The organism is Arthrobacter sp. FW306-07-I, assembly GCF_021800405.1.
Classification (GTDB): domain Bacteria; phylum Actinomycetota; class Actinomycetes; order Actinomycetales; family Micrococcaceae; genus Arthrobacter.
The window spans coordinates 2,655,790-2,673,185 of the sequence record NZ_CP084550.1; the positions used below are offsets into that span (position 1 = coordinate 2,655,790).

A 17,396-nucleotide genomic window follows, 5' to 3' on the forward strand; every position below is an offset into this window, starting at 1 on the left:
TCTGTCCTAGGCTGCGTCGATGCGGATGGCGGCGGGTTCGGGGGCCGGTTCAAGGTCCGACGGCGAGCTGAGCGTGCCGCGCACCGCCGTGGCTGCAGCCACCACCGGGGAGACCAGGTGCGTGCGACCGCCCTTGCCCTGGCGTCCTTCAAAGTTGCGGTTGGACGTGGAGGCGCAGCGCTCCCCCGGCTCCAGCTGGTCCGGGTTCATGCCCAGGCACATGGAGCAGCCGGCAAAACGCCATTCGGCGCCGAAGTCCTTGAACACACGGTCCAGTCCCTCGGCCTCGGCCTCGAGCCGGACACGGGCCGAACCCGGTACCACCAGCATCCGCACATTCGGGTCCTTTTCGCGCCCGCGGATGATGTCCGCCGCAGCGCGCAGGTCCTCGATGCGCGAGTTGGTGCAGGAGCCCAGGAAGACGGTGTCAACGCGAATGTCCTTCATGGGGGTGCCGGCTTCCAGGCCCATGTACTGCAGGGCCCGCTCCGCGGCAGCCTTGGCGTTCTCGTCACCAAAGTCCGCCGGGTTCGGGACGGCCTGGGACAGGGAGACGCCCTGCCCTGGGTTGGTGCCCCAGGTGACGAAGGGCTCCAACGTGTCAGCATCCAGATCCACCTCGACGTCGAAGGTGGCGTCGTCGTCGGTCCTCAGCGTGTTCCAATATTCGACGGCGGCATCCCAGTCAGCGCCTTCCGGAGCGTGCGGGCGGCCCTTCATGTAGGCGTACGTGGTCTCGTCCGGGGCCACCATGCCGGCGCGGGCGCCGGCCTCGATGGACATGTTGCAGATGGTCATGCGGGCTTCCATGGACAGGGCCCGGATCGCGGAGCCGCGGTATTCCAGGACGTAGCCCTGCCCGCCGCCGGTGCCAATCTTGGCGATGACCGCCAGGATGATGTCCTTCGCCGTGACACCGGGACGCAGGGTGCCCTCGACGTTGATGGCCATGGTCTTGAACGCCTTGAGCGACAGGGTCTGGGTGGCCATGACATGCTCCACCTCGGAGGTGCCGATGCCCATGGCCAGGGCACCGAAGGCGCCGTGGGTGGAAGTGTGCGAGTCGCCGCAGACAACCGTCATGCCCGGCTGGGTGAGGCCCAGCTGCGGACCGACCACGTGGACAATGCCCTGTTCTGCGTCGCCCAGGCTGTGCAGCCGGACACCGAACTCCGCGCAGTTGTGGCGCAGGGTCTCGATCTGAGTGCGGCTGGTCAAATCAGCAATGGGCTTGTCGATGTCCAGCGTGGGGGTGTTGTGATCCTCGGTGGCAATGGTCAGGTCCGGCCGGCGCAGCTTGCGGCCGGCCAGCCGAAGGCCTTCAAAGGCCTGCGGGGACGTGACTTCGTGGACCAGGTGGAGGTCGATGAACAGAAGGTCTGGCTGGGCGTTGGCTCCTTCGCCGTCACCTTTGCGCACCACGTGCGCGTCCCAGACTTTCTCGGCCAATGTCTTTGCCATGGCCATCTCCCTTCACTGCTGTTTGGCTGATTAGTCCAACTGAATCAAGACGGCTCCGCGCTGCGCCAGCCGAAAGATTTGCATCTCAGATACTGAGACGGCAATATCATTACATGGACAATTCTAGTGGAGTCGGTGTCATTGATAAAGCGGCCCAGGTGCTCGACGCACTCGAGGCAGGTCCCACCACGCTGGCGCAGCTGGTGGCCGCTACCGGACTGGCCCGGCCCACTGTCCACCGCCTCGCTTTGGCGCTGGTGCACCACCGGCTGGTCAGCCGCGACATCCAGGGCCGGTTCGTCCTCGGCAGCCGGCTCGTTGAGCTCGCCTCGGCAGCCGGCGAGGACCGCCTGATCGCCTCCGCCGGGCCCGTGCTGATGCAGTTGCGCGACGCCACCGGCGAGAGCGCGCAGATCTTCCGCCGACAGGGCGACTGGCGCGTCTGCGTCGCCTCCGCCGAACGCCCCATCGGTTTGCGCGACACCATCCCCGTCGGCACGCAATTGTCCATGAAAGCCGGCTCCGCCGCCCAGGTCCTGCTCGCCTGGGAGGACCACGACCGGCTCCTTGAGGGCCTGCAGTCAGCCCGCTTCACGCCCACCGTCCTGGCAGGGGTACGACGGCGGGGCTGGGGACAGAGCCTTGGCGAACGCGAGCCGGGAGTCGCCTCCGTCTCGGCCCCCGTCCGCGGTCCGTCCGGCAGGGTGATTGCCGCCGTCTCCATTTCCGGACCCATCGAGCGGCTGACCCGCCAACCGGGGCGCCTGCACGCGGAAGTGGTGTGCAACGCCGGCCGGATCCTCACCGAGGCGCTGCGGAAAAACAACGACTAGCAAAGTCCGCTCTCCCGCCCGTTCACGCCGCTAGGCTGTGGCCATGGGCAGCTATGCAGTGTTCCTCCGCGGCATCAATGTGGGCGGAATCAATATCAAGATGGCCGATCTTCGGGACGCACTGAAGAACCGCGGCTTCACCGATGCCAAGACCCTTTTGGCCAGCGGAAACGTGGTGCTCTCCAGTACCCTGGACGCAGCCGCCGTCAAACAGGAATGCGAGCAGTGCCTGCGTGCAGCGTTTGGCTATGAGGCGTGGGTGGTGGTCCTGGATGCCGGGAGGGTGGCCCAGCTGGTGGAAGCCTGCCCCTTCCCCGAAGACGACAAGTCCACCCACACCTACATCACCCTCTCGTCGGATGCCAAGGTGCTGGATGAGCTGGAAGCAGGAGGGTCCGCCCTGGAAAAGCATGACCAGCGGCGGCTGGGGCCGGAAGCCCTTGCCTGGCTGGCCCCGGTGGGTGGAACCCTGGACAGCCCGTTCAGCAAGATCAGTGCCAAGGCAAAGTTAAAGGCCGCCACTACCACCCGCAACCTGCGCACCCTGATTAAGATCCGCGATGCCGCGGCTGCCCTCGCCGCCGCCCAGGCAACAAGCTCCTAGCCTGGCCCTGCCTTCTTCAGGGCCTTGTTGAAGGCTGCAAGCCGGGCAATCCCGGCCTCCACTGGGGCCACCACCAGTTCCTGGGCTGCACCTGCAACGGCACTGTTGAGCCGGCGTCGGGCCCTTGCAGCACGCGCGCGGGCAGCACCTGCCGCGATAAAGCGGCCGGTGATGGCCAGGAAGATCCCCAACACCACGCCCAGCGCAATCATCAGCGTAGGCGCCGGCCACCCCTCCACTCGCGGTACCTCCGGTACCGGCAACTGCAGGTACGCCAGCCCGGCCAGCACGCCGAGCCAGCCCAGGCCACCCAGGACCGTCAGCAGCGCGAGCCACTGCAGGATGTTGAAGAGCCCCCACCACCAGGCTTTGCGGTTGGCTCCCAGGTCGGTTCCGGCGATGGCCTGGTCCAGAGCGTCGGGCAGCCTGTCCCTTCCTGCCCTTGCTGTTCCCCGGATTGCGGCCCGCCAGGGTCCCGGCGCGCCCGCGCTGGCCGAATCCGCAAATTCCCTGACCGCCGCATCCGTCCTGGCCCGTTCCGGCGCACCGGCAGGCGGCAGCGATGTCCTGTTCAGCTCGGCAGGAGTATCCCGCCGCAGGTTGAGCCGCCGCAGTGGGTCCGGCCGGAAACGGGAGAGCCAGCGGGTTACAGGCCAGCCCGTCCTGCGCACCGACTCCAGACGGTAGGACTGGCCTACCGCCCGCACCACGGCAGGGACGTTTGCCGCCAGGGCCAGTTCCTCAGCCAGTCTCGTCTTTGCCGCGGTCCGCACCCCCGCAGCCTCCCCCTCGCCGGAAACGCGCCGCAGGTCCTCCGCTGCCTTGGTCACATCGGCCTCCAGGCGCCGGGACTGGGCCTGGCGCTGGACGGCAACCTTCCGTATGGCGGCACGCACTTCCGGGATTCCCGCTCCCGTCACTGCCGACGAGGCAAGCACGCGCACCTGTCCCAGCCCTTCCCCTGCAAGGATCGCGTGCAGCGAGTCGAGCACCGGTTGCAGATCATGCGCAGGCAGCCGGTCCACCTGGTTCAGGACCACGAGCGTGACGGCACCATGGGTGACAAGGGGTGCCAGGAATCCGTTGTGCACGGCGGCGTCGGCATATTTTTGCGGGTCGAGCACCCAGACCAGGACGTCCACCATTCCCACCATCCGCTGCACGATCTCGCGGTTCGCGGCACGGGTCGAATCGAAGTCCGGCAAATCCAGCAGGATCAGCCCGGTCTGTTCATCGGCGAAGCCCTCCACCGGTGCGGCGTGGTGCCGGTTTCCAACCTCCAGCCAGTCCAGCAGCGCCTCGCTCCCCTTTGCTCCCCACACCCCCGCCAGTGGTTCCGATGTGGTGGGACGGCGGGCGGCCGCCGTTGCGATTTCCGCGCCGCTGACGGCATTGAAAAGGGAGGACTTGCCGCTGCCTGTCGCTCCGAAAAACCCCACCACGGTGTGGTCGGCGGACAATGAGCGGCGTGAACTGGCGCGTTCCAGGACGTCGAATGCTTCCTGCAGCGCCTCGTCCGGGACCACGCCCTCCCCCAGTTCGTGGGCGTCCTGGAGGGCCTGGAGCCGGCTGTCCAGCCGCGTTGACCCGCGTGCCCCGCTGTGGCGGCTCACGCCTTTCCCGCCAGCCGCGCGAGTTCCCCGGCCTGGCCGGCAAGCCGCTGCGCGAGGTTGGGATTGTCCTCCGGCAGCCGCTGCAGGAACTTCTGCTGTTCATCCGTCAGCAGTTGTTGGCAGCGAGCCGCCAGGTCCTCACGGGCCTTGTCCGCCATGCGGCGCACCGCGTCCTCGCCGAACACGGCCTCGAGCAGGCGCTGGCCCACGACGGCGGTGCCGCCCGCGACACCGATCTCAAGACCAGTCAGTCCGGCCGTCATCGAAAACACCACGATCATCAGCGCGGCACCGAGCCCGTTGATGCCGAAGGACAACCACCGTGCCTGCGTGCGCCTGCCCTGCCCTTCCGTGCGGATCAGCTCCATTAACGCTTCCTGCCAGGCGCGGATTTCGGCTGCCGCGCGGTCGGCGAAGCCTGGGGCCGTGCCGGACAAATCCTCCCGGCCCAACAGCTGGCGGCCTGCCGGATCTGAACGCCAACGCTGGTCCGTGTCCTCTGCGGCATTGGCTGCTTCGTCGACGATCACCGCCTGCAGCCCGGTCTCAATGGCTGCTTCAACCCGGACCGCGGGCGCCGGTTCACCCCTAAAGAAGGCGCCCATGCGGTCCCTGAACCGGCCCACGTTCTGCTCAAGTGTCCGGAAGAATTCACCGGTGCCCACAAAGTCCTGCCAGCGCGCCAGCACTTCGCCGCGCAGCAGCGCTCCGTCCCTGGTGGCGTCGAGGATCCGGGTGGCCGCATCACCGTAGGCTGCCACGGCGTCCGCTTCGAGCCGTGCAGCTGCCCGTTCCTGTTCGCGGACTGCCTCCGCGATCTCCGTCATGCGCTGGGCCAGGGCGCGGACGGTGCCGTTCAGGGTCCGCCGGGCGACGTCGGCCCTGCCGGCGGCGTCAGCGGCCAGCGACGACAGCCATCCGCGCAGCTCGTCGACTGTTCCCGCGGGCAGCATGCCGCCCTGGTCCAGGGCGGTTTCCCGGATGACGAAGAGGCGGCTTCCGGAGAGTCCTTCGCGGTCGAGGAGTCCGCGAAGGTCCTGGCTCACTTCGGCCTCAGCGCCCTGGGGCACGCGGTCCAGCACCACCGCCACGGTGATGTCCCGGGAGGCGGCGTCCAGGAGGAGCTTCCAGGGAACGGCGTCCGCGTACCGATTGGCGGTGGTAACAAACACCCACAGGTCCGCCGCCGCCAGCAGCTGCCCTGCCAGCAGGCGGTTCTGGTCGGAAATGGAGTCGACATCCGGTGCGTCAAGGAGCGCGATGCCCGCCGGCACCGCCGGATCGGCCAGCAGGACCAGCGAGTCGACCGCGTTGTCCGGAGCGCCGGCCGGAGCCATGGGCACTGGACCGGCCGCCAGGGTGCCCCGGATCCGGCTCAGTCCCGGCAGGACGCGCTGGCCATCAAACCAGCTTGCCTCAGCGGGGTTGTGCAGCAGGATGGGTTGGCGGGTGGTAGGACGGATGGCGCCGGCGCGGGTCACAGGGTGGCCCACGAGGCCATTCACCAGGGTGGACTTTCCCGCTCCGGTGGAACCGCCGACGACGGCGAGCAGCGGGGCGTCCAGGCTGCGGTACCGGGGAAGGATGTAGTCATCCAGCTGGGCTCTCGCCGCGGACGTCTCCCGCCGCGCCTGCTCGGCACCCGGCAGGGCCAGCGGCAGCGCGACATCCTCCAGGCCGGCACGGACCTCTTCCAGCAGCGTCACCGCCGCCGCGGCCTGCGGCGCCGTCTGGGGGGCGCGGTCCGTCTGTGCGGACCGGTGGTAATCGTTGTGGGAGGTCACAGCAACATCATGCCAGTTCAGTCCATTTGCCTGGCCTGCCGCGGCGCGTCGGCCAGGCTTGATCCGCGGCGGCGTGCGCTGTTCTACCGCAGACGTGATGGCGCGCCTTGGCCGTGCAGCCATAGTGGGGAAACAAAAATGGTCCCGGGCTGATGCCCGGGACCATTTCGATGGTGACCCCAGCGGGATTCGAACCCGCGTTACCGCCGTGAGAGGGCGGCGTACTAGGCCGCTATACGATGGGGCCGCGTACTTCCGGCAGCGTTTCCGCTGCTCAAGCTCAGTGAGTATTTCACACACTTCGCTCAGGTTTCAAATCGGCGAACCGGGTGGAAACCTTCTGTTTGCGGCTGAAATCAGCCCTCAAACCAGAGCTGGGATACCAGGACTCGAACCTAGAATGACGGTACCAGAAACCGTAGTGTTGCCAATTACACCATATCCCAATGATACTTTCGGGCCGGTTTTCAGGGCGTTTTCCCTGCTCCGTGCGCCTCAGCACGAGAAATTACTTTACCTGAGACTTTCAGCTCGCACAAATCGACATCCCAAGCGCGCCCAGCCTCCCGCCAAAAGCATTCCGGCAAAACCCTTGCCCACCATCCAGCCGTGTGGTTACTCTCGAGTAAGTTACCCATCGGTAACAACCTCCCCGCCCTACCCATCGGGCACCCATGAGGAAAACGGGAACGCCTTACCAACCACGGTTCACACCGCCGGGCAGCGTCGTCCGGCGGAGAGATAGGAAGTGTCAGCGTTGACAACCCGCACAGCATCCATCGCAGCAGCCAGACCCAGACTCCGCTCCCAGTCCATCGCGATCATCGCCCTGTCCCTTTTGTTGGCACTCTTTCTTGCCTTCTACACCTATCTCACAGGCCAGATCTCCAACGGTGCCGCCCAGCTCATGGATGGAGCGGAGCAGGCCGCTGCCGGAGCTGCCCAGCTCAAGGACGGTTCGGGCCAGTTGGCCACAGGCGCGGGCGCAGCCAACAAGGGAGCGGCGCAGGTGAGGGACGGCGCCGGCAAAGTAAAGGACGGCAGCGCCGCGTTGAACGCGGGCGCGGCGGAACTGCAGACCGGCGCCGGGAAAATCTACTCCGGAGTCCGCGACCAGCTGGCGCCGGGGGTGGACAAGCTCCATGCCGGTACCACCAAACTGCAGAATGATGTCCTGAACAAACTCGTACCGGGCGTCTACCAGGTGGACGACGGCGCAAAGAAACTCCAGGCCGGCGCCGTGGCCCTTTCAGCGGCCCTGACCCCGACGGCCGCCGGAAACGCGCCGAACAATCTCGCCGACGGCGCCGGGCAGCTGGCTGCAGGCACGGACCAGCTGGCGGCGGGAGCCGGCCAACTGGATGCCGGCGCCGGCCGCCTCAGCGCCGGAACTGCGGCTCTGAAGAGCGGAACAGCCCAGTTGAAGGGTTACCCGGGTGCAGGCAACGATCCCACCAAGGGTGATGGGCTCGCTGCGCTCAGCCAGGGCCTCGACCAGCTTGAGGCGGCGGCGAACGGTCCTCAGGGCCTGGTGCCGCTGGCAGTGATCAAGGACCAGATTGCCAAGCTGGCCGACGGCGGGCGCCGGGCCTACGCAGGGGCGGGCCAGCTCGATGCGGGTGCGGCGAAGCTGAACGACGGCGCCGCGCAGCTGAAGGCCGGAACGGACAAGCTGGGCACGGGAGCCGGCCAGTTGAACGACGGCGCAGGCCGGCTGAAGGCAGGCTTTGCCACCTTGGCCGAGAAACTCAATGCGACGGACCCGCAGAACCCGGGAGTGGTGCTGGGCACCACGATGCTGGCGGAGGGCACCACAAAAATCCGGGTTGGCATGGACGGGGTTCCGGGCGACCCGGACCGCCCCGGCCTGATCTACGCCGCCAACAGCCTGCAGGACGGCACCACCAAACTCAGCGCAGGAGTCAACGGCGATGGGGACCCCGCCAACCCTGGCCTGCTGGCCGGGACGCAGGCGCTCTCCGACGGCACGGTCACCCTAAGCAAGGGCACGGGCCAGCTGCAGTCCGGCTCCGCCCAGCTGGCCGACGGCACGGGAAAACTGGCTGACGGCAACGGCAAACTGGACGATGGATCGGGCAAACTCGCCGATGGCGCCGGCAAGCTGGCGGACGGCAACTCGAGGATCGCGGCCGGGACCGAGGAACTGCACACGAAGGTGGCGGCCGTATCGCCGTCGTCGTGGCTCAACAGCCCCGCGGTCGCGCTGCTGCTCGTGGCACTGCTGGTGGCTGCCGCCGTCGCCGCCTACCTGGTCCTTCGCCGACGGGCTGTCGGCCTGGAAACCGCCTGACGGCGGCCCGAACCGCACCTGCGGCGGCCGCAGTCCTTCGCGAAGGGCTGCGGCCGCCGCACAGGCCCTGTGCAGCAGGCCTACTGCAACAGCTGGTTCAGGGAAGCCACCATGCCACCGTCGAAATCCTCTACGACCTCGCCCGAGCGGTTGAGCCACACGCCCACCAACCCTGCCGCCGTGGAGCCCTCCGCGTCCAGCAGCCGGTTGTCGCCCACGTAAAGCGTCTCAGCGGGGGCGGTTCCCAGCAGCCGGACGCCTTCCAGGTACATTGCCGGATGCGGCTTGGCCACGCCAAGGGTGTCGGTACCCACCAGATGGGTGACCCGTTCAAGTCCGGCCCCGTCCAGCTTGGCCCGCTGGTAGTCGTGCACGTTGTTGCTCACGGCACCGTAAGGAATGCCCGCCGCGTCCAGGACATCCAGCAGCGGCAGCACGTCCGGAAACGGTTTGACGTACGCAGGCTGCTTCTCCATATAGGCACTCAGCCATCGGTGCGATTCCTCACCATCGGCAAGTTCCACTCCGAAGTGCCCCAACGCGGCCCGCCCCCGGAGCAGGCGCTGTTCATTGAACGTCAGCTCCCCCGCAAGGTAGCGGTCGTAGTAGTGCGTGGTTTCGTGGGTGAAGATACGCCCGAAGCGTTCCCATCCGGCCTGGTCCAGGCCTGGCAGGAGGTGTTCACTGACCTCCCGCAGGGCGGTGGTCATGGAGTACTCAAGGTCCACCAGGGTGTCATCAATGTCGAACAGGACGCCCCGGATAACCCCGAACGGTGTGGTCAGCGCGGCGGCATGTGCCTGGCTGGGAGCGGACATCAGCCGCGGAAGGCGCGGAGCCGGCGCAGCGAAGACTCCTTGCCCAGGATCACCATGGACTCAAACAGCGGCGGCGACACGCGGCGGCCGGAAACAGCCGTCCGCACGGGGCCGAAGGCCAGCCGCGGCTTGATGCCCATGTCCTCCACCAAGGCCTGCTTGAGGGCAGCCTGGATGTCCTCCGCCGTCCAGTCAGCCAGCGGTTCGAGGGCGGCGATGGCGGCATCCAGCACCTCGGGAAGGTTGGCCGGAAGGCCCTTGCGCGCGTCATCGGCGATATCGATGGCGTCGTCCGCCTTGAACAGGAACGCCAGCATCTCCGGCGCCTCGCCCAGCAGGGTGATGCGCTCCTGGATCAGGGGTGCGGCTTCGGTGAGGATCTCTTCCTCGCGGTCGGTCAGGATCTCCCCCACCAGGCCTGCCTCGCGCAGGTAGTGCGCCACGCGGTCGCGGAACACCTTGGGCTCAAGCATGCGAACGTGGGTGCCGTTGATGGCTTCGGCCTTCTTCAGGTCGAAGCGCGCGGGGTTGCCCAGGACGTCGTGGATGTCGAAGTGCTCAACGAGCTGCTCCACCGTGAAGATGTCCTCGTCGGCGCTGAGCGACCAGCCCAGCAGGGACAGGTAGTTCAGCAGCCCTTCGGGGATAAAGCCCCGCTCGCGGTGCAGGAAGAGGCTGGACTCGGGGTCGCGTTTGGAGAGCTTCTTATTGCCCTGTCCCATGACGTAGGGCAGGTGGCCGAACTCCGGCATGTACTCGGCAACGCCAATGGCGTACAGCGCCCGGTAGAGAGCCACCTGGCGTGGCGTGGAGCTGAGCAGGTCCTCGCCCCGCAGCACGTGGGTGATGCCCATCAGCGCGTCATCCACGGGGTTGACCAGGGTGTACAGCGGCGCGCCGTTGGCCCGCACCACCGCGAAGTCGGGCACGGATCCGGCCTTGAAGGTGATCTCGCCTCGCACCAGGTCATTGAACGTAATGTCCTCATCCGGCATGCGCAGGCGGAGGACAGCCTGCCGGCCCTCCGCCCGGTACTGGGCCAGCTGCTCCTCGGTCAGGTGCCGGTCAAAGCCGTCGTAGCCAAGCTTCGGGTCCCGGCCCGCGGCACGGTGGCGTGCCTCGATCTCCTCCGGAGTGGAGAAGGACTCGTAGATGAACCCGCCCTCATGCAGCCGCTTGATGACGTCCTGGTAGATGTCGCCGCGCTGGGACTGACGGTAGGGCTCGTGCGGGCCGCCCACCTCAACGCCCTCGTCCCAGTCGATGCCAAGCCACTTCAGCGCATCCAGCAGCTGGTGGTAGCTTTCCTCGCTGTCCCGTGCCGCGTCAGTATCCTCGATCCGGAAGACCAGCGTGCCCTTGGTGTGGCGAGCGTAGGCCCAGTTGAACAGGGCAGTGCGGATCAGTCCGACGTGCGGGGTTCCCGTGGGTGAAGGGCAGAAACGGACCCGGACGGGCGTTTCGGCGGTGACGGGCGGGATGGAGGCGGCAGGTGACGAAGAAGCGATACTCATAGTGGCTTCAACTTTACCCGCCTGGCCGGGCCCGGCCTTCCGCCCGGCAAGACCCTGGCAGGCCGGGGCCCGGGAGGGCGCTAGCGGCGGACGATGGGGTTGGACAGGCGCCCGATGCCCTCGATTTCCACCTCGAACCGGTCACCTTCCTTGACCAGGCCGACGCCCGCGGGCGTCCCGGTCATAATGACATCGCCAGGCAGCAGGGTGAAGGCCTGCGACACCAGCGACACCAGCTCGCGTACGCCGCGGATCATCTGGCTGGTGCTGCCATCCTGGCGCACCTCGCCGTTCAGCCTGCCAGTAATCTGCAGGTCCTCCGTGTCCAGGTCGGTCTCGATCCACGGTCCCAGCGGGGCGGAGGTATCGAAGCCCTTGGCACGGGTCCACTGCAGGTCGGTCTTCTGGACGTCACGCGCGGTGAGGTCGTTGCCGCAGGTGTAGCCAAAGATGACGTCGTCCACACGCTCTTCCGGCACGTCCTTGCAGATGCGGCCGATCACCACGCAGAGTTCCGCTTCGAAGGAGACCTCTTCGGAAAACTCGGGCAGCACCACGGGATCATTAGGGCCCACGACAGCCGTGTTGGGCTTGAGGAACAGCAGCGGCTGGGCCGGCACTTCGTTGCCCAGCTCCTTGGCGTGCTCCACGAAGTTCCGGCCCACGCCGATCACCTTGCTTCGGGGAATGATGGGCGCCAGCAGCCGGACGTCCTCCAGCTTGTGGCGCACGGAGGTGCGCTCCACGCCGTTGAAGAAGGGGTCGCCGTGGATGACAGTGATTTCCTCACTGCCGGGTTCACCTTCCACGACGCCGTACAGGGGATCGGAATCGACTACAAACCTGGCAATACGCATGGCTCCTACCCTACCGTCCCGCCGCCGTCGTCCTTCCCGCCATTCCCGCCGCGGAGGTAGGAAAGCTGCGCCGCCACGGACAGTTCCGCAGCACGCCGGACGGAGGGCCCGACGTCGGCATAGACGGCGTCAGCCACTTCCCCTGCGGACGCGTCCCGGCCCAGCCGGTGGAGCGCAGCGCGGATCTGCGCCAGCCGCTCCTCCCTGTGCGTCCGGTAGTCGCGGACGATGCCTTCAAGGGACGGCAGCACCGGACCGTGCGCCGGCAGGACGGTTGCAGGGCCCAGCGCAGCCAACCGGTCCAGGGACGCGAGGTAGTCACCCAGTGTGCCGTCCGGGTAGTCCAGGACGGTGGTTCCCCGGCCCAGGACGGTATCGCCGGTCAGCACTGCACCGGATTCCCCGTCCGCCGGCAGGTGGAAGCAGACAGAGTCCGATGTGTGCCCCGGCGTGGACAGCACGGTGATCTCCAGCCCTGCCGCCCGGATCAGTTCGCCGTCCAGAAGCGGTGCTCCCCCACCGTGGCAATGGAGCGGGTCCTTGGCGCGGACCGGTGCGCCTGTCAGCGCATGCAAGCGGGCGGAACCGGCCGTGTGGTCCGCGTGCCGGTGGGTGACCAGCACGAGTTCGACGGCGCCGGCCCCGGCGAGTGCCTCCAGGTGCGTTTCGTCCTGGGGCCCGGGGTCCACCACGACTATGCGGGAATGGCCCGGGGCGCGCAGGAGGTAGGAATTGGTGCCGTCCAGGCTCATGGGTCCGGGATTGGGGGCCAGGATGAACTGGGTGAGCGCGGAGCTGCGCTGCAGGGAGGGGCCGGAATCAGAGGTCACGAACCCATCCTTGCATGCGGGGCCTCCCTGCATTCAGGTCGGCCGCTCCCCAGCCTGCGTCCGCCACGCACCGGCGGAATAGAACGGCAGCAGCCCGGAGTTGGCACCCAGTGACAGCCCTACGATCCCCACCAGGAAGCCGGATACCCTCCCATGAGCACAGCAACACTCGCAGACCTTCTCGCCCAGGCGGACGCGGACGGCCACGACCACTCGGCAACCGAGAAGGCCACCGGCCTCCTGCACATCCACAACCACGCCACCGGCAGCATCGTCTGGTTTCCCACCTGGAAGAAATTCCGTGACACGGCGGACTGGACGGAAGCCGTTTCCGGGATCACGGCGGAACTGGATGCGGCCCCCGCACCTGCGGAGCAGGCCGGCGCTGCCATTCTCGCCGCAGACCTGGAAGCCCTGCTGGACCAGGCATCCCGGTCCAGCGACGCCAACGTGTTCGTCCAGGAAAACCTGACCCGCCACCTGACCCGTGCCTGGGCAGTGGCTGACGCCGTGGCCAAGGCCAACAGCCAGGACCTGTTCACTGGCGGCGCTACGCCCTCCGTCTACGCCGGCTACCCCTATGACGTCTACGCCCAGGACGGCGGCGTTTTTGCCACCACGCTCTGGAACGACATCATCGACGCCCGCCGCAACCGGGCTCTCGCCGAGGAAGCTGCCCGCAAGGCACTCAAGCCGGTCTCGCGCAAGGCGATGAAGAACGCCGCCCGGAAGGCAGCGCGGCGCTGACCGCCCGCCGTCGGCTGGAAGGCAGAACGGCGCCTGCCGGACCAAAGTCCGGCAGGCGCCGTCGTACTTGAAGACTCCCGGCTATGCCAGGCGGGTCAGCCAGCCGTGGGTGTCCGGTTCCACGCCGGTCTGGATGCCCAGGAGCCTTTCGCGGATGGCCATGGTCACCTCGCCGGCCTTGGCGTCCTCGGAGCCGATGAACTCGGTGTCGTCCTTGAGGACCCCGATGGGGGTGATGACCGCGGCCGTGCCGCAGGCGAACACCTCGGTGATCTCGCCGGAGGCTACGCCGTCGCGCCATTCGTCCAGGGTGATCTTGCGCTCGGCCACTTCGCGGCCCATGTCCTTGGCCACCTGGATCACGGACATGCGGGTGACGCCCTCCAGGATGGTGCCGGTGAGCGCGGGCGTGGCCAGGGAACCGTCCTTCAGGACGAAGAACACGTTCATGCCGCCCAGTTCTTCGACGGCGTTGTCGTTGGCCTGGTCGAGGAACAGCACCTGCTTGCAGCCGTTGGCTTCCGCTTCCTGCTGTGCAATGAGCGAGGCTGCATAGTTGCCGCCGCACTTTGCATCACCGGTGCCGCCGCGGCCGGCGCGCGCGTACTGGCGGGAGATCCAGATCGAAACCGGCTTCAGCTCGCCGCCGAAGTAGTTGCCGGCAGGCGAAGCGATGACCCGGAAGGACACCTCACGGGCAGCCCGGACACCCAGGAAAGCCTCGGTGGCGATCATGAAGGGCCGCAGGTACAGGGCTTCGCCGTCGCCGGAGGGCACCCATTCCTTGTCGACGGCCACCAGTTCACGGATGGCGGTGAGGAAGTATTCGGCCGGCAGTTCGGGCAGGGCCAGGCGGCGGGCGGACTTGTTCAGGCGTGCCGCGTTGGCCTCCGGGCGGAAGGTCCAGATTGAGCCGTCCGCGTGCCGGTAGGCCTTGAGGCCCTCGAAGATCTCCTGGCCGTAGTGGAAGACGGCGGCCGAGGGGTCCAGGACGATCGGACCGTAAGGTTCGATCCGGGCATCGTGCCAGCCGCCGTTGCCGTCCGCGTCCACGCTGTAATCGACGATGGCGGTGTGGTCGGTGAAGTAGTTGCCGAATCCCGGGTTCGCCAGGATGGCTGCACGCTCTTCGGCGGACTTCGGGTTCTCCGAGGGCTGCCGGGTGAATTCGACGCCATGGGCGGTCTGAGTCATGGTTCCTCCACGATCGGCCGCCCGGGGCTCAGCGCTGAACAACGAGGCGGCATTTGGTGATTCGAGACAAGCTTACGCCCGAAGCCGGCGGCAACCCGCCGGGGCAGTACAGCTACAGGCCGGCGGTGATGGCGTCGCCCACGGCGCTGGTGCTGCGTGCGGTGCCGTCGCGCTTTTCGACGTCGGCAACCACCGCCGCTTCGATCTTCCGGGCGGCATCGGTGTAGCCCAGGTGGTCCAGCAGGAGTGCCGCGGAGAGGATGGCCGCGGTGGGATCCGCCTTGCCCTGGCCCGCGATGTCCGGTGCGGAACCATGGACCGGCTCGAACATCGACGGTGCGGTGCGGTCCATATTGATGTTGCCTGATGCCGCCAGGCCGATGCCGCCGGTGACGGCTGCGGCAAGGTCGGTGATGATATCGCCGAAGAGGTTGTCGGTGACAATCACGTCGAAGCGGGACGGGTCCGTGACCATGAAGATGGTGGCGGCATCGATGTGCAGGTAGTCGTGGGTGACCTCGGGGAATTCCCGGGCGACGGCTTCGACGGTGCGCTTCCACAGGTGCCCGGCGTAGACCAGGACGTTGTGCTTGTGCACCAGGGTGACGTGCTTGCGCTCCCGTGCACTGGCGCGGCGGAACGCGTCGCGGACCACGCGCTCCACGCCGTGGGCGGTGTTCAACGAGACCTCGGTGGCTACCTCATGCGGCGTGCCGGCCCGCAGCGTGCCGCCGTTGCCGACGTAGGGGCCTTCGGTGCCTTCGCGCACCACGATGAAGTCGATTGTCCCGGGGTTGGCCAACGGGCTGCCCACTGTGCCGTAAAGGCGTGACGGCCGCAGGTTGACGTAGTGGTCCAGGCTGAAACGGAGCTTGAGCAGCAGTTCGCGCTCGATGAGACCGGACGGGATGCGGGTGTCGCCCGGGGCGGCCCCCACGGCGCCGAAGAGGATCGCGTCGCGCTTTTTCAGGTCTTCCAGGACATGCTCGGGGAGGGTCTCCCCCGTGGCAAGCCAGTGTCCGGCGCCGAGTTCGTAGTGCGTCGGCTTGAGCTGCACGCCCTCGGCGGCCACCGCCTTTTCCAGGACTTTGAGGGCCTCGGCGATGACCTCGGGGCCGATGCCGTCGCCGGGAATTACTGCCAGATCGATGGAGGATGCGCTCATGTTTTCAGGGTAGCCAAGACATCCATATGGTGGTCAAGCTGTCTCAGCTTTTGGACACGAGCGCATCGCTCCTGCTTTTGCTACTCCGCGGGTTCCTCGAACTTGGGGAACACGGGGGTGGGAGCGGGCAGCCCAGTTCCCGGCACGATTGGGGTGGCAATTGCTCTGAACAGCCGCGCGTCGCCTTCCGGCTGGCCGAGCGCGTCCAGGAGCTTGGCCGTGGCGTTCGGCATCACCGGCTGGGCCAGGATGGCCACAATCCGCAGCACCTCCAGCGTCACGTACAGCACGGTGTTCATGCGTTCGACGTCGGTCTTCCGCAGCACCCAGGGCGCCTGCTCGGCGAAGTAGGCGTTGGTGTGGTGCAGCACACCCCAGAGGGCTTCGAGGGCGCGGCTGAATTCCTGCTTGTCGAAGGCGGCGCGGGCCGCCTCCAGCAGCCCATTGGCCTGGGCCAGGATGGCGTCGTCCTCCGCGGTGAACGCACCGGGCGTGGGCACGGAGGCGGCGCAGTTCTTGGCCACCATGGACAGCGAACGCTGGGCCAGGTTGCCGAAGTTGTTGGCCAGGTCGGAGTTCATCCGGCCCACGATGGCCTCGTGGTTGTAGCTGCCGTCCGCCCCGAACGGGACCTCGCGCAGGAAGAAGAACCGCACCTGGTCCAGGCCGTAGCGGGCAACGAAGTCCGCCGGGGCCACTACGTTGCCCAGGGACTTGGACATCTTGACCCCGTTGTTGTGCAGGAACCCGTGGATCATGACGCGCTTGGGCAGTTCAAGCCCGGCGCTCATCAGGAAGGCGGGCCAGTAGATGGCGTGGAACCGTGAAATGTCCTTGCCGATGATGTGGACGTCGGCAGGCCAGTACTTCCGGAACTTCTCCGAGTCCACGTCCGGGTAGCCCACACCGGTGAGGTAGTTGGTCAGCGCATCCACCCAGACGTACATCACGTGCTTGTCGTTGCCCGGGACAGGGACGCCCCAGTCGAAGGTGGTGCGGCTGATGGACAGGTCCTCCAGGCCACGCTTGACGAAGCTGATCACCTCGTTGAACCGGTACTGCGGGGCGCCGAACTCGGGGTGGGACTCGTAGAGGGCCAGCAGCTTGTCCTGGTAGGCGGACAGCCGGAAGAAGTAGCTCTCCTCCGCCGTCCAAGTCACCTCGGTGTCCGTCTCTTTCGAGTAGCGCACGCCGTCGTCCTTCACCACCGTCTCGTCCTCGGCGTAGAACGCCTCGTCCCGGACGGAATACCAGCCCTCGTACTTGTCGAGGTAGATGTCGCCGTTGGCTTCCATCTTCTTCCAGATGGCCTGCGACGCAGCGTAGTGGTCGGCGTCCGTGGTGCGGATGAACCGGTCGTAGCTGATGCCCAGGGCGGAGTGCGCCGCCTGGTAAATTCCGGCGTTCCGGTCCACCAACTCCTTGGGCGTGATGCCTTCCTTTTCCGCCGTCTGGGCAATCTTCATGCCGTGCTCGTCGGTGCCGGTCAGGAACATCACGTCATAGCCGTCCAGCCGCTTGAAGCGCGCCATGGCGTCGGTGGCAATGTACTCGTAAGCGTGTCCAATGTGCGGCACGCCGTTGGGGTAGGTGATGGCCGTGGTGATGTAGAACGGCGTTTTCTCTGGAGCAGTCACGGTTGGACGGTTACCTTCGGTGCGGTGG

General features: G+C 67.1%; 14 protein-coding genes and 2 tRNA genes. 4 read left to right on the forward strand and 12 right to left on the reverse strand.

Annotation, left to right across the window (positions count from 1 at the left end; translation table 11 throughout):
• Positions 1-6: 6 nt before the first annotated feature.
• Positions 7-1,461, reverse strand: a complete 1,455-nt coding sequence (gene leuC, locus LFT46_RS12305) for a 3-isopropylmalate dehydratase large subunit (RefSeq protein ID WP_236798681.1) — start codon at positions 1,459-1,461, stop codon at positions 7-9.
• A 113-nt stretch (positions 1,462-1,574) separates the two neighbouring features.
• On the opposite strand from leuC, the gene LFT46_RS12310 reads away from it, so the two are divergent.
• Together LFT46_RS12310 and LFT46_RS12315 are read left to right on the forward strand one after the other, a co-directional pair.
• Positions 1,575-2,294: an IclR family transcriptional regulator gene (locus LFT46_RS12310; RefSeq protein ID WP_009356552.1), complete on the forward strand. Its 720-nt coding sequence runs from the start codon at positions 1,575-1,577 to the stop codon at positions 2,292-2,294.
• Positions 2,295-2,337: 43 nt separating this feature from the next.
• Entirely contained in the window at positions 2,338-2,898 is a 561-nt protein-coding gene (locus LFT46_RS12315) for a DUF1697 domain-containing protein (RefSeq protein WP_236798682.1), read from the forward strand.
• Here the strand turns inward: LFT46_RS12315 and LFT46_RS12320 are convergent.
• The 4 genes from LFT46_RS12320 to LFT46_RS12335 form a co-directional block, all read right to left on the reverse strand.
• The gene (locus LFT46_RS12320) at positions 2,895-4,511 is read right to left on the reverse strand and encodes a GTPase (RefSeq protein ID WP_236798683.1); all 1,617 of its coding nucleotides are present in this window, start codon (positions 4,509-4,511) and stop codon (positions 2,895-2,897) included. The two genes, LFT46_RS12315 and LFT46_RS12320, sit on opposite strands and share 4 nt — an antisense overlap.
• Entirely contained in the window at positions 4,508-6,295 is a 1,788-nt protein-coding gene (locus LFT46_RS12325) for a dynamin family protein (protein WP_373462113.1), read from the reverse strand. Before LFT46_RS12325 ends, LFT46_RS12320 begins: the two co-directional genes overlap by 4 nt.
• Positions 6,296-6,466: 171 nt before the next feature.
• A tRNA-Glu gene (locus LFT46_RS12330) sits at positions 6,467-6,542 on the reverse strand.
• A gap of 127 nt (positions 6,543-6,669) precedes the next feature.
• Positions 6,670-6,741: transfer RNA gene (locus LFT46_RS12335), tRNA-Gln, on the reverse strand.
• 302 nt (positions 6,742-7,043) lie between these two features.
• On the opposite strand from LFT46_RS12335, the gene LFT46_RS12340 reads away from it, so the two are divergent.
• Complete coding sequence (locus LFT46_RS12340) at positions 7,044-8,606, forward strand: hypothetical protein (RefSeq protein WP_236798684.1); 1,563 nt, start codon at positions 7,044-7,046, stop codon at positions 8,604-8,606.
• An 80-nt stretch (positions 8,607-8,686) separates the two neighbouring features.
• On the opposite strand, the gene LFT46_RS12345 is transcribed toward LFT46_RS12340, so the two are convergent.
• The 4 genes from LFT46_RS12345 to LFT46_RS12360 all read right to left on the reverse strand — a co-directional run bounded on the left by LFT46_RS12345 (position 8,687) and on the right by LFT46_RS12360 (position 12,658).
• Positions 8,687-9,424: an HAD family hydrolase gene (locus tag LFT46_RS12345; RefSeq protein ID WP_236798685.1), complete on the reverse strand. Its 738-nt coding sequence runs from the start codon at positions 9,422-9,424 to the stop codon at positions 8,687-8,689.
• Positions 9,424-10,938: a glutamate--tRNA ligase gene (gene gltX, locus LFT46_RS12350; protein WP_236798686.1), complete on the reverse strand. Its 1,515-nt coding sequence runs from the start codon at positions 10,936-10,938 to the stop codon at positions 9,424-9,426. The genes LFT46_RS12345 and gltX overlap by 1 nt, the downstream gene beginning before the upstream one ends.
• Positions 10,939-11,018: 80 nt before the next feature.
• The gene (locus LFT46_RS12355; protein ID WP_236798687.1) at positions 11,019-11,795 is read right to left on the reverse strand and encodes a fumarylacetoacetate hydrolase family protein; all 777 of its coding nucleotides are present in this window, start codon (positions 11,793-11,795) and stop codon (positions 11,019-11,021) included.
• A 5-nt stretch (positions 11,796-11,800) separates the two neighbouring features.
• Entirely contained in the window at positions 11,801-12,658 is an 858-nt protein-coding gene (locus LFT46_RS12360) for an MBL fold metallo-hydrolase (protein WP_442863644.1), read from the reverse strand.
• 120 nt (positions 12,659-12,778) lie between these two features.
• Here LFT46_RS12360 and LFT46_RS12365 point away from each other — a divergent pair, with 120 nt between their 5' ends.
• Entirely contained in the window at positions 12,779-13,372 is a 594-nt protein-coding gene (locus tag LFT46_RS12365) for a hypothetical protein (protein WP_236798689.1), read from the forward strand.
• Positions 13,373-13,453: 81 nt separating this feature from the next.
• Here LFT46_RS12365 and LFT46_RS12370 read toward each other — a convergent pair whose 3' ends face one another.
• From LFT46_RS12370 to metG, 3 genes are all read right to left on the reverse strand, one after another.
• Positions 13,454-14,566, reverse strand: coding sequence for a branched-chain amino acid aminotransferase (locus tag LFT46_RS12370; protein ID WP_236798690.1), 1,113 nt, complete (start codon positions 14,564-14,566; stop codon positions 13,454-13,456).
• 112 nt (positions 14,567-14,678) lie between these two features.
• Positions 14,679-15,731, reverse strand: coding sequence for a 3-isopropylmalate dehydrogenase (locus LFT46_RS12375; protein WP_236798691.1), 1,053 nt, complete (start codon positions 15,729-15,731; stop codon positions 14,679-14,681).
• 80 nt (positions 15,732-15,811) lie between these two features.
• A complete protein-coding gene (gene metG, locus LFT46_RS12380; RefSeq protein WP_236798692.1) occupies positions 15,812-17,368 on the reverse strand; it encodes a methionine--tRNA ligase in 1,557 nt (518 codons plus the stop codon).
• Positions 17,369-17,396: the final 28 nt, after the last annotated feature.

Bases quoted from the DNA above. Each gene is read 5' to 3' on its own strand.
- leuC (WP_236798681.1), bottom strand. From the start codon at position 1,461: ATGGCAAAGACATTGGCCGAGAAAGTCTGGGACGCGCACGTGGTGCGC.
- LFT46_RS12310 (WP_009356552.1), top strand. From the start codon at position 1,575: ATGGACAATTCTAGTGGAGTCGGTGTCATTGATAAAGCGGCCCAGGTG.
- LFT46_RS12315 (WP_236798682.1), top strand. From the start codon at position 2,338: ATGGGCAGCTATGCAGTGTTCCTCCGCGGCATCAATGTGGGCGGAATC.
- LFT46_RS12345 (WP_236798685.1), bottom strand. From the start codon at position 9,424: ATGTCCGCTCCCAGCCAGGCACATGCCGCCGCGCTGACCACACCGTTC.
- gltX (WP_236798686.1), bottom strand. From the start codon at position 10,938: ATGAGTATCGCTTCTTCGTCACCTGCCGCCTCCATCCCGCCCGTCACC.
- LFT46_RS12355 (WP_236798687.1), bottom strand. From the start codon at position 11,795: ATGCGTATTGCCAGGTTTGTAGTCGATTCCGATCCCCTGTACGGCGTC.
- LFT46_RS12360 (WP_442863644.1), bottom strand. From the start codon at position 12,658: ATGCAGGGAGGCCCCGCATGCAAGGATGGGTTCGTGACCTCTGATTCC.
- LFT46_RS12365 (WP_236798689.1), top strand. From the start codon at position 12,779: ATGAGCACAGCAACACTCGCAGACCTTCTCGCCCAGGCGGACGCGGAC.
- LFT46_RS12370 (WP_236798690.1), bottom strand. From the start codon at position 14,566: ATGACTCAGACCGCCCATGGCGTCGAATTCACCCGGCAGCCCTCGGAG.
- LFT46_RS12375 (WP_236798691.1), bottom strand. From the start codon at position 15,731: ATGAGCGCATCCTCCATCGATCTGGCAGTAATTCCCGGCGACGGCATC.